At 72.3% G+C, this 14,286-nt stretch carries 8 protein-coding genes; 4 read left to right on the forward strand and 4 right to left on the reverse strand.

What is annotated here, in order from left to right; genetic code table 11:
- Nucleotides 1–154 precede the first annotated feature (154 nt).
- Together ACW9TB_RS20860 and ACW9TB_RS20865 are read right to left on the reverse strand one after the other, a co-directional pair.
- Nucleotides 155–1,327: a methyltransferase domain-containing protein gene (locus ACW9TB_RS20860; protein ID WP_472749697.1), complete on the reverse strand. Its 1,173-nt coding sequence runs from the start codon at nucleotides 1,325–1,327 to the stop codon at nucleotides 155–157.
- 413 nt (nucleotides 1,328–1,740) lie between these two features.
- On the reverse strand, nucleotides 1,741–4,038 hold the full coding sequence (locus ACW9TB_RS20865) for a beta-propeller domain-containing protein (protein ID WP_472749698.1): 2,298 nt from the start codon (nucleotides 4,036–4,038) through the stop codon (nucleotides 1,741–1,743).
- A gap of 89 nt (nucleotides 4,039–4,127) precedes the next feature.
- Between ACW9TB_RS20865 and ACW9TB_RS20870 the strand changes: the two genes are divergently transcribed.
- Genes ACW9TB_RS20870 through ACW9TB_RS20880 form a run of 3 tightly spaced genes read left to right on the forward strand, consistent with a single transcriptional unit; the run spans nucleotide 4,128 to nucleotide 8,896 of the window.
- Nucleotides 4,128–5,708, forward strand: a complete 1,581-nt coding sequence (locus tag ACW9TB_RS20870) for a succinic semialdehyde dehydrogenase (protein WP_472749699.1) — start codon at nucleotides 4,128–4,130, stop codon at nucleotides 5,706–5,708.
- Between the two features lie 44 nt (nucleotides 5,709–5,752).
- Nucleotides 5,753–7,459: a GMC family oxidoreductase N-terminal domain-containing protein gene (locus ACW9TB_RS20875; protein ID WP_472749700.1), complete on the forward strand. Its 1,707-nt coding sequence runs from the start codon at nucleotides 5,753–5,755 to the stop codon at nucleotides 7,457–7,459.
- 45 nt (nucleotides 7,460–7,504) lie between these two features.
- Entirely contained in the window at nucleotides 7,505–8,896 is a 1,392-nt protein-coding gene (locus ACW9TB_RS20880) for a pyridoxal phosphate-dependent decarboxylase family protein (RefSeq protein WP_472749701.1), read from the forward strand.
- Nucleotides 8,897–8,900: 4 nt separating this feature from the next.
- On the opposite strand, the gene ACW9TB_RS20885 is transcribed toward ACW9TB_RS20880, so the two are convergent.
- Nucleotides 8,901–9,308: a winged helix-turn-helix transcriptional regulator gene (locus ACW9TB_RS20885; RefSeq protein WP_472749702.1), complete on the reverse strand. Its 408-nt coding sequence runs from the start codon at nucleotides 9,306–9,308 to the stop codon at nucleotides 8,901–8,903.
- Between the two features lie 83 nt (nucleotides 9,309–9,391).
- Here ACW9TB_RS20885 and ACW9TB_RS20890 point away from each other — a divergent pair, with 83 nt between their 5' ends.
- On the forward strand, nucleotides 9,392–10,225 hold the full coding sequence (locus ACW9TB_RS20890) for an NAD(P)H-binding protein (protein WP_472749703.1): 834 nt from the start codon (nucleotides 9,392–9,394) through the stop codon (nucleotides 10,223–10,225).
- A gap of 481 nt (nucleotides 10,226–10,706) precedes the next feature.
- On the opposite strand, the gene lanL is transcribed toward ACW9TB_RS20890, so the two are convergent.
- Nucleotides 10,707–13,796 (reverse strand): class IV lanthionine synthetase LanL, encoded by a 3,090-nt coding sequence (gene lanL / locus ACW9TB_RS20895; RefSeq protein WP_472749704.1) that lies wholly within the window; start codon nucleotides 13,794–13,796, stop codon nucleotides 10,707–10,709.
- Between the last annotated feature and the right edge of the window lie 490 nt (nucleotides 13,797–14,286).

A 14,286-nucleotide genomic window follows, 5' to 3' on the forward strand; every position in this document is an offset into this window, starting at 1 on the left:
CGAAGGCCGTCGCCAAGAACCCGCGACCTGAAGAGGACAGGCCGCCCCTCGCTCCCCACGAGCGCCGACCAGCCGCTCCTCCGGACCGTGGCAGGTCGGCCCGCGTCGACGAATGTGGAGGCGCTCGTCTACCTCGCCAGATTCACCCCTGGTGTCACTCCACGCTTCTCGGCCCAGGGGCCGGGCCGACGGTCGCTCTCCACCGGCCGCGCCGGAGATGGATGGTGCCGTCCGGAGTGATGTTCACCCAGGCGCCGTGCAGTGGCAGCTCACCGTGCCGGAGCCAGTAGGTGCGCACTCCCTCCAGTACGTCCCACAGCCGTTGCGGGCCGCCTTGGTGGACGGTGGGAGGGGCTTCTCCTCGCGCGGCGGCCCTGGCCCACGACCCGTCGGCGTGGACCATACGAGCCGTGTGCCAACCTTCGTCGCCCTGCTCGTAGTGGTGCTCGATCCCCGGGCAGAGGACCTCCAGCATGGACGGCAACGACCAGTTGTAATCCACGTCCAGCACGGGGTACCGGCCCTGGGTGACCTCCTCCCCTTCGGCGTCCCAGACCTTGTCGAACAGGCCGCGCGCCCCCGGCGGGTAGCCGCCTGCGGATCGGGTGGGCATGAACATCGCCCGATCCCACGCGATCCGGCCCTCCGCGCCGCCGTCGTCGGTCTTGTCCGCGGTGACGATCAGGCACGTGTTGGCGAGGACCGTGACAAGCCGGCCGCCGGGCCGTAGCGCGGTGAGCCAGCCCGGCGGGATCGGCCGCACCGACACCATCGACACGATCCGGTCGTACTTCCCTGGGATCGGACCGGTCGCGTCGACGGTGAGCACCATCGGGTGCGCGCCGATGCCACCGAGCCGGTCAGCGGCGGCCTCGACGAGGTACGGGTCGACGTCGATACTCGTCACCCGGTCGTCGCCGAGCCGGTACGACAGCAAGGCGGCGCTGTAGCCGGAGCCCGTGGCGACGTCCAGCACGTCCGCACCGTCGTAGACGTCGGCGTGCTGAAGCATCTGCACCACCAGGCTGGGCAGCGTCGACGACGAGGTGGGGCGTCCGCTGACCGTGTCGCCGGGGTGGGCGTGGTCGGCGTGGATCCCGGCGACCTGGGTGACCAGCGTCTGGTCGCGGTAGGCCGCCGCCGCCCACGCTTCAGGGGCGGCTTGGCCGTCGTGCAGCTCCCAGGTGCGGCCGTAGGTTCCGGCAGGGGTGTCCCACCAGCGCGGAACGAACAGGTGGCGAGGAGTACGACTGACCGGCCCGCGCCACTGTGACCCACGAGGGGTGACGGCGGTCGCGAGCCGTTCGGCTTGAGGTTGCCAGTCCATGCTTATCTCTTACCGGGCGAGGAGTCCGGGCCGCAGAAGCTTGGGTTACAGGTGGGCTTCTCCGTCAGAGGGCAGTCGTTCCCGTCCCGCTCGGTGGGGCGGCACGAGGTTTTTTCGGGATGGCACTCTTCGACCCAGGGGCCGGGGATCGTCGAGACGAGACGGCGCCAGGCGAGACTGTCCACGATGTCGGCGAGCGGCGCCTTAGGACGCTGCCCGCCTGCCTTCACCGCGCCATGACGCACGGCCACACGCCGCCGTCTACCTTGTGGGCTCTCGCCCCTCACCTGGGAGGACGTGTGCTTCGGGCCGGAGCCATTCCTGGCACCGGCCCTGGGGTGCCGTGTTGGACGGTTGGGCCCCGCCGGTGTTCGTGGGCGGGGCTTTCCGGGTGAGGGGACGAACGCGGCGGGTCAGGAGAAGGGGATCCAGGCCTGGTCGGAGAGGGTTTTCATGTCGCTGACCTTGAGGCCGACGTCGGAGACCGTCCACAGGCTGTCGCCGATGACGACCGAGCGGCGGATGGCCGGGTCGTACGGGGCGACGCGGGTGTTCTTCACCGGCTTGGGCTTGGGGTGGACGACCGTGCCGGTCCTGGTGACCGCGGAGTCGTCGATTCTGAGGACCAGGGCGGTGCCGTTGGTCTGCTCGGTACCCGTCCAGGTGCTCAGCGGGAGGACCGCCATGCCCGTCTTCGCCCAGTACAGGAAGGCGTGCGGGTCCCACTCGGCCTCGGAGCCTGAGTCCTTCTGGAACATCTGCGACAGGCGGCGCGGGCTGGCCGGGTCGCCGACGTCGAACAGCGACACCTGGGTGCCGAGCGTGCGGCCCTGCTCGCTCGCCTCCTGGCCCACGCCGATCAGCCGCCCGTCGCCCGCCGGGTGCAGGTACGCCGAGTAGCCGGTGATCTTCAGCTCGCCCGTCTTCCTCGGCGCCGCCGGGTCGCGCAGGTCGAGCGTGTAGAGCGGGTCCACCTGCTTGAACGTCACCACGTAGCCGACGGGGCCGATGAAGCGGACCGAGTAGATCCGCTCGCCCTGTCCGAGCCCGCCGACCTCGCCGGTCTTGACCAGGGTGTCGGCGTCGAGCACGTAGACGGCGCTGGAGGTGTCCGGCGGGGCGGTCGGGGGAGCGGTCGAGGTGTCCTGAGCGGCGGTCGAGGTGGTGGCGACCCGCAAGTGCCCCTCGTACTCCGACAGGGAGTACTGATTGAGCAGCCTGCCGGAGACCTTGCCCGAGGCGACGTAGCGGGGTGCCCCGGCCGCGGTGATGTCGAACCGGTGGACCTCGGTCTCCTCCGGCGGCTGCTCGGGGATCACTTCGGCGGTCGGCGTCACTTCGGCGGTCGGGGTCACCGCAGTGGTCGGCGTCGCCTCGGCCGTCGAGGTCACTTCGGTGGTCGGGGTCGCGGTGACGGTCGGGGTCGCGGTGACGGTCGCCGTGGGGTCGGGGACCGGTGAGGCGGGCGGCTCGGGGAGCAGGCTCGGGGCCGGGTCGGCGTCCGAGAAGGACGCCGGGGTGACGAGCGGGGTCGTCGTCGAGGTTCTGGGGGCGGCCGGGGTCGCCGTCAAGGTTCCGGGAGCGAGCGGGGACGTCTCGGGGACGGGGGTGACGGTCACGGTCCCGGAGGGCGAGGGCGTCACCGGGGTGGCGGGCGGTGTCGCCGGGGTGTCGTCGACGATCATCGAGTCGATCGGCCGGGGCCACCACCAGCGCGGGTTGCTCGCCACGTACAGGCTTGAGCCCGTCCCGTAGACGGTGTCGCCGTCGGCCGCGACGCTGATCGGGGCCGTCTCGGCGAGCGCCTGGGACAGGTCGAGGCTGTGCACGGTCAACATCGACGTCCCGGTGTACTCCGCGGGGTGGCTGACCTGCGCGCAGTCGACCGTACGGTCCGAGGTCACGCCGTCCGCGGTCGTCAGCTCGTACTTCGGCAGCCACGCCTCGATCGGCGCCTTGGCGACGATCTCCGTGTTGCGCCGGGTGCGCTCGTTGTCCGACAGGTCGGGCCCGGCGTCGGGGAACTCGATCCGAGGCTGGCTGCGGACCACGATCCGCACGGTCGAGCCGACCATTCTGGCGTCCACGTGGGAGCCGTCGGGAGTGAGCGAGCCGATCACCTTGGGCTTCCCCGACAGGTCGACGAGGACGTAGCGCGGCCCCGGGCTCGCCGCGCGCTTGGACACCGCGCCGTACGGGATGATCCCGCCGCCGGAGAACAGCACCAGCGCCCGGTCGCCGCTGACCAGCAGGTTGGCCGGGGCCCACACCTGCTCGGCGTCCACGAGTTTCAGCGTGCCGGTGACCTTCCTGGTCGCGGCGTCCACCACCCGCAGCACGCCGCGGTTCACGGTGATGACCCGGTTGCCGTCGGTCTTCACCAGGTCGGGCTCGTCGACTCCGGCCTCGTGCGTGTTCGTGGTGGAGTGCTCGGGCGCCCCGGCCGTGCTCTTGGCGGCGACGTCGGACCGCGCCTCCGCGTACATGATCACGGGGCCGCCGAGGCCCCAGGGGCCGACGTTCTTCGCCGTCGCGGCGCGCAGCCCGGTCAGCATGTCGTCACAGCCGCTGTAGGAGACCAGCTTGACGTTGCCCAGGTCGACCGGTGACGTACGGCTTGTCGCGATCTTCCTCTCCGTCGAAGTGCACGCCGTGGCGAGCAGCGCGGCGGCGAGGGTGACCGCGCCCGCCGTACGAATCGATGTCCTCATGCCCCTACGACGGATCGGAAGGGCGTGCGGTTCAACACCTCGCTACTCACCGGTAGTCATGGCATGCCTCCCACGATTACGCTGCGAACATGGCCGTTCCCCCTGAAATGACACGGGCCGAGATGACACGGGTCCTCGACCCCCGCATGATCGAACGCGTCGTACGGCACGTGGCCTCCGGCGGTAGGACGCGGGAGATCACGGCGCCGTTCACCGGCGAGGTCCTCGCCGAGATCCCCGTCTCCACCGCCGACGACGTCCGCGCCGCCCACGCCGTGGCGCGGGAGGCGCGGGAGGCGTGGGCGGCCAGGCCCGCGCGGGAGCGCGCCGAACCCTTCCTGCGCCTGCACGACGCCATCCTCGACCGCCGCGAGGAGATCCTCGACGTGGTCCAGTGGGAGACCGGCAAGGCCCGCAGGCACGCCTTCGAGGAGGTCCTCGACGTCGCGGGCTGCACCCTCTACTACGCGCGGCGGGCCCCCGGCCTGCTGGAGCCCAGAAGGCGGGCCGGGATCCTGCCCGTCGCCACCAGGACGGTCGAGACGCGCCAGCCCCGGGGAACGGTCGCCCTGGTCTCGCCGTGGAACTACCCGCTCTCGCTCGGCGTCACCGACGCCGTCCCCGCGCTGCTCGCGGGGAACGCCGTGGTCCACAAGCCCGACACCCAGACCGCGCTGTCCACGCTGTGGACGATCGACCTGCTGGTCTCCCTCGGGATGCCCCGCGAGATCTGGCAGGTCGTCCTCGGCGAACCCTCGGAGGTGGGCGAGGTGCTGCTCGACGACGCCGACTACATGGCGTTCACCGGCTCCACCCGGGCCGGACGGAAGATCGCCGAGGAGGCGGCCAAACGGCTGATCGGCTGCTCCCTGGAGCTCGGGGGCAAGAACCCGATGCTCGTGCTCGACGACGCCGACCTGGACGCGGCGACCCAGGGCGCGCTGCGCGCCTGCTTCACCAACGCCGGGCAGCTGTGCCTGTCCGTCGAGCGGCTCTACGTCCACGACTCCGTGTACGACGCGTTCCTGGAGCGGTTCGTCCGGCAGGTCGGGAACATGAGGCTCGGTGCCGGTCTCGACTGGAACGTACAGATGGGCTCGCTCTCCTCCCCGAGGCAGCTGGAGGCGGTCGGCGCCCACGTGGACGACGCCGTCGCGAAGGGCGCCCGGATCCTCGCCGGGGGGAAGGCCCGCCCCGACCTCGGCCCGCTGTTCTACGAGCCCACCGTCCTGTCCGGCGTCGACGAGAGCATGGACATGTGCCGCTCAGAGACCTTCGGACCCGTCGTCGCGGTCTACCGCTTCGGCGACGACGACGAGGCGGTCGAGAGGGCCAACGACACCTCGTACGGGCTCAACGCCTCCATCTGGACCCGCGACGTGCCGCGCGGGCGGGCGCTGGCCTCCCGGATCAGGGCGGGCACGGTCAACATCAACGAGGGGTACGGCTCGGCCTACGCCTCCTACGACGCGCCCATGGGCGGCATGAAGTCCTCGGGCCTCGGCCGCCGCCACGGGACCGAGGGGCTGCTGAAGTACACCGAGGGACAGACCGTCTCCAGCCAGGCGCCCTGGCTGGGCTTCGAACCGATCCTCGGCATGGCGTACGAGAAGTACGCCGACACCCTCGCGATCGCCTTCAAGGCCATGAAGACATTCCACCTGAAGTGAGGGCCCCGGGGCCGCCGGGGGGTCGTCGCTCGAAGGGAGCCGCCGTGTTCGACTACGACGTGCTGGTGATCGGGTCGGGGTTCGGCGGGAGCGTCTCGGCGCTGCGTCTGACGGAGAAGGGCTACCGGGTCGCCGTGCTGGAGGCCGGGCGCCGCTTCGACGAGAGCACGCTCCCCAGGACCTCCTGGCGGGTCCGCGACTTCCTGTGGGCCCCGGCGCTGGGCCTCAAGGGCATCCAGCGCATCCACGTGCTCCGGGGCCGGAAGGGCACCGGCGTGATGGTCCTGGCGGGCGCCGGGGTCGGCGGGGGCTCCCTGGTCTACGCCAACACCCTCTACGAGCCGCCGGACGCGTTCTTCCTGGACGCCCAGTGGTCGTCCATCACCGACTGGAAAGCCGAGCTGGCCCCGTACTACGACCAGGCCTCGCGCATGCTGGGCGTGACGCCCAACCCGACCGTCACCCCGGCCGACAGGGTGGTGCGCGCGGTCGCCGAGCGGATGGGGGTGGGCGACACCTTCCACCTGGCGCCGGTCGGGGTCTTCTTCGGCACCCCGGGCGTCGAGGTGGACGACCCCTACTTCGGGGGCGCGGGGCCGCGCCGCAGGGGCTGCACCGAGTGCGGCGAGTGCATGACGGGCTGCCGCCACGGGGCCAAGAACACGCTGGTCAAGAACTACCTCCACCTGGCGGAGCGGGCTGGGGCCAGGGTCCTCCCCGAGACCACGGTCACCTCGGTCGTCCCGGTGGACGGCGGCTACCGGGTCGAGGCGCACCGGACGGGCGCGCCCTGGCGCCGCCGCGCGCTCACCGCCGAGCACGTGGTCCTCGCGGCGGGGACGTACGGCACCCAGCGCCTGCTGCACCGGCTCAAGGCCGCCGGGACGCTGCCCCGGCTCTCCGACCGCCTGGGCACCCTCACCAGGACCAACTCCGAGGCGCTGCTCGGGTTCGAGCGCCTGTCGGCCGAGGGGGAGAAGCTCAACCGGGGGGTGGCGATCACCTCCTCGATCCACCCCGACGCCCACACGCACATCGAACCGGTCCGCTACGGAGACGGTTCCAACGCGATGGGCATGCTCCGCACCCTGCTCGTCGACGGCGACAGCGGTGGTGGTGGCGGCGCCCCGCGCTGGCTGAGGTTCCTCGGTGAGACCCTGCGCGGGCCCCACCGGGTGGCGAGGCTGTTCAACCACCGCCGGTGGTCGGAGCGCGGCATCATCGCGCTGGTCATGCAGGCCAAGGACAACTCGATCACCCTGTCCGCGCGCAGGGGCCTCTTCGGCCGGAGGCTGCGCTCGGAGCGGGGCCACGGCGAGCCCAACCCCACCTGGCTGCCCGCCGGTCACGAGTTCGTCCGGTACGCGGCCGAGGAGGTCGGCGGCGTCCCCGCGGGCTCCTGGCTCGACCTGTTCGACATCCCGGCCACCGCCCACTTCCTGGGCGGCTGCGTCATCGGCGCCGGTCGCGACACCGGGGTGATCGACCCCTACCACCGCGTCCACGGGTACGAGGGACTGCACGTCGTCGACGGCTCCGCGGTCTCCGCCAACCCGGGCGTCAACCCCTCCCTCACCATCACCGCCCAGGCCGAGCGCGCCATGGCGCTCTGGCCCAACCGGGGCGAACCCGACACCCGTCCCGCCCAGGGCTCCCCGTACGCCCGCCTGTCGCCCGTCGCCCCCAAGAACCCCGCCGTCCCGGCCGCCGCGCCCGGAGCCCTGCGCCTGCCCATCGTCGGCATCACCTGACCTCCCGTCCGTGCCGGGCGACATGCCTGGCAGGATCCCGGTGTGATGTGGAATGTCGAAGAATTCGTGCGCGCGGCGGGCGTGACCGTCGACGAGCTGGCCGCCTACGTGGACGAGAGCCAGCGGGGAGCGCGGCCCGTCATCCGCCGCACACCCCCGCGCGAGCTGGCCGAGCGGCTCGGGCTCGCCCGGTGGATCCGCGAGGGCGGGATGACGCCGGAGGGGTACGCGGAGTTCCTGCGCGCCTACCTCGACGAGGGCACCCGGCTGCACCACCCCGCCCAGCTGGGACACCAGGTCGCCGCGCCCGACTTCCCCTCGGCACTCGCCGACTTCGTGCACGGCGCGCACAACAACCCGATGGCGATCTACGAGATGGGCGCCTCGGCGGCGACGGTCGAGTTCGAGGTCCTGCGCTGGATGCTCGGCAAGGCCGGTTTCGGCGAGGCGGGCGGCGGGGTCCTCACCCACGGCGGCTCGCTCGCCAACCTCACCGCGCTGCTGGCCGCGCGGGCGTCGGTGGCCCCGGAGGCGTGGGCCGAGGGCGTCCCCGGCGACCTCGCCCTGCTTGCCCCCGCGTCGGCCCACTACTCGCTCGCCCGCGCCGCCGCGATCCTCGGGCTGGGGGAGCGCGCGGTCGTGCCGCTGGACGTGGACGGGCTCGGCAGGATCGACGTCGCCCGCCTGCCCGAGGCCCTGGAACGGGTGCGCCGGGCGGGACGGCGGCCGATGGCCCTGGTGGCGAACGCCTGCGCGACCGGGACCGGCCTCTACGACGACCTGCGCGGGATCGGGGAGTTCTGCGCCGCCAACGGCGTCTGGTTCCACGTGGACGGCGCCCACGGCGCCTCCGCGCTGCTCTCCGACGGGCACCGCCACCTGCTCGACGGGGTCGGGCTCGCCGACTCGCTGGTCTGGGACGCGCACAAGATGCTGCGTACCTCCAGCCTGGCCGCGGCGGTCCTGACCCGGCGCGAGGGCGACCTGGACGCGGCCTTCCGGCAGCGGGCCAGCTACCTGTTCTACGGGGAGCAGGGCCTCGACCTCATCGGCAGGACCGTGGAGTGCAGCAAGGCCGAGCTGGGCCTGAAGGTCTTCCTCAACCTGGCCTGGCGGGGGGAGCGGGGCCTGGGCGAGTACGTCGCGCGCCAGTACGCCACCGCGCACCGCTTCTGGGAACTGGCCCGCGAGCGGCCGGGCTTCGAGTGCCCGTACGAGCCGGAGAGCAACATCGTCTGCTTCCGGTACGGCACCGGCGACCAGGTGGGCATCCGCGAGCGGCTGATGGACGACGGCGCCTTCCACCTGACCTCGGCGGAGGTCGGCGGGGTCCGCCACCTGCGGGTCTCCGTCATGGCCCCCGCCACGGACGACAAGACGCTGGAGGCGCTGCTCGACCGGATCACCGAACCGGAGGCCACAGCCGGTCCCCGGTGAACCCTCAGTGGATCCCGGAGCCGGGGTGGGTGGCGTCCCAGCGGCGGCGTGACTCGGCGATGCCGTCGCGGTGCTCGGCCGACCAGTCGGCGAGGGCCCTCACCAGATGGGTGAGGCTGTGCCCGGTCGGGGTCAGCTCGTAGTCGACCTGCGGCGGCACGACGGCGTGGACGGTCCTGGAGATCAGGCCGTCGCGCTCCAGGCGGCGTACGGTCAGGGTGAGCATCCGCTGTGAGATGCCGGGTACGGCCCGCTGGAGCTCGCGGAACCGGCGTACCCCCTGGGCCAGCTCCACGACCACCAGCACCGACCACTTGTCGCCGATCCGGTCGAGGACCTCGCGGATGCCGCAGTCCTCGCCCCCGCAGGAGACGACCGGCTCCGTGGTTACCGCCGTGTGCCCGACTGACATCGAAGTGCCTCCTTATGTCATGTGTCCTGCTTGTCGATGATGGACCCAGTTACCGAAGAGAACCACTCACGCGGGGAGATTCCATGATTCTGATGACGGGGGCGACGGGCGCACTGGGGCGGCTCGTCGCCGCGCGGCTGGCCGGGCGGGACGACGTGGTGGTCGGCAGCCGCGCCCCGGAGGCGGTCCCCGCGGGGACACCGGCCCGGCTGATCGACTTCGAGTATCCCGCCTCGCTGGCCGAGGGCTTCGCCGGGGTGGACACGTTGCTGCTGATCTCCGCGGGCTACGGCGAGGACGACGTGGTGATCGCCAGGCACGGCGCGGCGATCGAGGCGGCGGAGAAGGCGGGGGTCTCGCACATCGTCTACACCAGCCTCAGCGCCGCCGGGGACCACCTGGCCTACGCGCTCGCCCACCGCTGGACCGAGCGCAGGCTCCGCGAGGGGGTCGCGAGCTGGACGATCCTGCGCAACGGCCTCTACGCCGAGCTGCTGGCGACGCTCGCGCCCGTCGCGGACGGCAGGATCACCGCGCCGCTGGGCTCCGGGCGGCTGGCCGCGGTGGCCCGCGAGGACCTGGCCGACGTGGCCGCCCTGGTCACGGCCGACGCCTCCGCGCACGCGGGCCGGACCTACGAGCTGGTCGGGGAGAGGGCGGTCGGCGGCGCGGAGCTGGCCGAGGCCCTCACCGGGGCCACGGGGGACGCCGTCTCGTACGAGCCCGGCACCCTCGCCGGGGCCCGCGAGGCGTTCACCGCCCTCGGCCTGATGCCCTTCCAGGTCCCGATGCTGGTGAGCACCTACTCCTCGATCGCGAACGGGTTCATGGACGGGACGGGCGGTGACCTGCGAAGCCTGCTCGGCCGCGCTCCCCGGTCCGCCCTGGAGGTCATCGCCGGGGGAGCCCGCGAGTAGGGCTGTACGGCACTGATCCGCCCCGCGAGCAGGGCCGGGCGGTACCCGATCCGCGAGTAGGGGCGGGTGGCACCGGCGCGTGAGCAGGGCCGGGCGGTGCTGATCCGCTAGCAGGGCCGGGTGGCATCGGTGCGTGAGCAGGGCTGGGCGGTGCTGATCCGCTAGCAGGGCCGGGTGGCATCGGTGCGTGAGCAGGGCTGGGCGGCGCTGATCCGTGAGCAGGGCCGGGTGGCATTGATTCGTGAGCAGGGCCGGGTGGCGTCGGCCTGTGAGTAGGGCCGGGCGGCATCGGCTCGCGAGTAGGGCCGATGACGTCGGACGAGGGCCCCCTGCTCGGCCGCGGAGAGGGCAGGGGGCCCGTGTCATCAGTTGTCGGTGCAGAACATGTGGATCCGGCAGTTCGTGAGGCGGCCCGCCTCGCTGGAGGCCGGCTCGCGCTCCTCCAGACCCTGAAGGTCCTGAACGTCGAACGACATCGATGTCACCTCCTTACCGATCTCGTGGCCGCGCCGGGCGCGGACCGCTTCTCCTTCCGCCGCCCCGGAGCGGGCGGCGAGCCTGGTACGGGAGGACGCCAGGCGTCTCCCACGACGTCGTCGAGCATCCACGGCCTCGCGTGCCGGTGGCGCAGACGGACGAGGAAGGCGACGATCCCGGCCGTGCCGCCGAGGAACGTCGGGACGACCTTCGAGAGGGGATCGGGCACGAGCAGCCTGCCGGAGCGGGTCACGGCCCTGGCCTCCAGGCATCCGGCCAGGTCCCCGGCCCAGCGCAGATACCGGTCGTCGGCCGTGAACCCGGCCATGTCGAGGAGGAACTCACCGTCGCCGGGCAGGCCGTGGCACGGCACCGCCCCCGACTGCCAGCGGGTCCGGTGCACCGCGACCGCCGCCTGACCGGCGAGCCGCAGGGCGTCCGGGTCACCGGTGGCACACCAGTACCGGACGAGGAAGGAGCCGATGCCCGACGAGCCGCTGCACCAGTGCGGACGGCGCGGCAGGACCGTCCGCGGATCCCCCGCGAGGGTCGGCCACCAGGCCGTGTCGCCGTCGACGTCGGCGTGCTCGTACAGGGCGTGGGCGACCTCGCGTACGGTCGCCATCCACTCCGGGCGGCCGAGGGCGACGGCGGCGTAGAGCAGCGCCGTACCGACCCCGGCGATCCCGTGCGCGAAGCCGAGGTGGTCGGCGCCCGCGAGACCGGAGTCGAACGACTCCGGCGTCGGCCACCGGGGGTGCCCCATCCGGTAGGACCGCGCGCCGTGCAGGTTCTCGAACGCCTCCACGGCCCGCCTCCGGAGGACGGGGTCGCCCGAGCGCAGGGCGAGGCGCAGCACCGTCATGCCGGACCCGGCCAGCCCGTGCGTCACGTCGGGGCTCGGGTGGTCCACCGGGAGCCGGGCCGCCGCCCGCAACGCGAACGTCCTCGTCTCGTCGTCGCCCGTGGCCTCCGCGGCGTCGTGGAGGGCCCAGACGGCTCCCGAGCGCCCGAAGTACAGGCCGGGGGGCCAGACGTCCTCGTCGGAGAGACGCCGCCGGAGCCACCCGGCCGCGGCGACCGCCGCGCCTCCCGCGCCCGCGCTCGCGATTCTGCCCGTGACGGCGTCGCCTGTGAGGGCGCTTTCTGTGAAGCCGTTGTTTGTGAGGACGCTGTCTGTGAGGTCGTCACTTGCGAAGGCGTTGTTTGAGACGGCGTTGTCTGTGAGGGCTGTGCGGGAGGCGAGTGTCAGGACGGCCAGGATGCCCGGCACGCCCCCGTTCACCGAGCACGGGTCCGCCTCGGCCCCACCGGCCCCGCCGACCGAGTTGGGCCACGGCGACGGGCTGTCCTCCCGGGCGTCCATGGTCTCCACCAGCCACGCCAGCCCGTCCGCCACCAGGAGATCCGCCCGCCGTGCCCGGCCTGTCATCAGGGCGTCCGCCGGTTCTGCCCGGCCTGTCACCGGGAGGTCCGCCGGTCGTGTCGGGTCCGTCATCAGAGCGTCCACCCGGCGTGCCTCGTCCGCCAGCGGGAGGTCCTCCTGTCGCGCCCCGTCCGCCGCCGGGACACCCGTCCGTCGTACCCTGTCCGCCCCCACCCCCACAGGAGCGGAGATGGAGGCCGCCGGGTCGAGCGTGTCCAGAAAGTCCGCGCAGTGGTTCAGGGACCAGCGGGCCTCCGGCTCGGTGACCAGTCCCTCCACCAGCGGGCGGAGGACGGTGAGGGTGGGGTTGGCCGCGGACACCTCGGCGACGTGGCCGAGGAGGCGCGGGCCACGGGCCGGGCCCGTCGTACCGTCCTCGGGGAGTTCCAGCCCGGTACCGGTCGCGAGGAAGTACGCCAGCCCGCCGAGACCGAACAGGTCGGCCGTCTCTCCCGGGGCGGGCCGGAGTTCGCCGGTGTGCGGCACCAGCTCCGGGGCCAGGTAGCCGGGGGTTCCGCCGATCATGACGATCTCGCCCGGCACCGTCGCGTACTCCAGGTCGATGAGCCGGAGGTCACCGCCGGGCAGGAGCATCACGTTGTCCGGAGAGAGGTCGCGGAAGACGTGGCCGAGGTCGTGGACGGCCCGCAGCGCGTCGACGAGGTGCCGCAGGATCGGCCGTACCTCGGCGGCGGCGTTCCCGAAGCCGTCGTGTCCGAGAGGTCCGGCGTTCCCCTCGGACCAGCGCCGCAGCGTCGTCCCCGGTACGAGTTCCTCGACGAGGAACGCGTGCCCGCCCTGTTCGAAGAAGTCGACCACGGCCGGGACGACCCCGCTGGACGCGAGGGCCTCCAGCCGGGACCTTTCCGCCGCCAGCCGGTCGCGGGCGTCCCGGCCCCCGAGGTCGGACGAGGCGTGCGGGCGTCCCTCCTTGATCACGACCTCGGTGCCGCTCTCGGTGTCCTCCGCGATGTACACGCCGCCCCTGTTGGCGTGTCGCACCGCCTCGCGGACCACGAAACGGTCGTTCAGCATCACGGCGCGCCGCTCCGGCCTCACGGAGGCGCCGGGCGCGGTGGCGGTGAAGGGTGAGGTGGCGAAGGAGGGCGGGGAGAACCGCGGCAGCCGCTCGTCATGGATCGCCGTCCCCTCCGGCGTGCGGAGCCGGATCTCGTAGAAGCCGTCGTTGCCGAGCACCCGGTGTCCGCCGAAGGCGCCGTAGCGGTAGTGGACGATCCCGCCGGGCCGGTACGGCTGGTCCGACAGGATCGCCGGACCGGGAAGCCCCCGGGTGGCCTCGTCGAGCAGCGGCGCCAGCCGGGCCGCCTCGGCGCTGCCCGCCGGGTAGGCGGTGACGAACTTCCCCGCCTGGGCGCGGGCGCAGTGCGGGGAGAGAAGCTCCCAGTAGTCGCCCAGCCGCGCGGGGAACTTGAAGGCGCATCCCTCGGCGGCCAGCACTCGTACGACCCGGGAGAGCACGATCGGAGCGGAGAGCATCGTCGCGGAGACGTGAAGCTTCCAGCCCTGCGCGGGCATCACGTATCCGCCGGGAACGACCAGGCACCAGAACTCCCCGTCGGTGACCGACCAGTCCCGGGCCGGGACCCGGCCGAGCTCGGCGATCGCGATGTCACGCAGGAGGGCACTGTCGCCCGGCGGGCTTTTCACGGGGTCATCCTTCAGCTGTCACGGATCGGCTGTCACGGATCGGCTGTCGCGGATCGGCTGTCGCGGTTCGACTGTCATGGCTTGGCTGTCACGGTTCGATGTCATGGTTCGGCTGTCATGGTTCGACGTCACACGGGAAATCCACGCCAAACGAGTGGGACGCGCGAGGCGTTCACGCTCGGGAGTGGCACCGGCGCCCACCCCGTCGCGGGACGCGTCCACGCCCGGAGGTGCGGCGATGGCGCAGGTCACGCAGTGGACCACGGTCGCCGCCCCGTGTCACCGGGACCGCGTCGTGGTGGTCGCGCATATGTGAGATCGGCGGATCCGCCGCGTTTTTCTCGCCTTCCGGCGCTGGTCAATACACAAACATGGCGGATATGCGGTGCGCCATGTAAAAGTACGCACTTCTTGTCCGGCGAGGGCGATCCGCCGGGCATTTAATGCAATTATTTCGTATTCCCATATGTTAATTCCGGTCCGCCGTGAC

It is taken from the genome of Streptosporangium sp. H13245 (assembly GCF_055690525.1).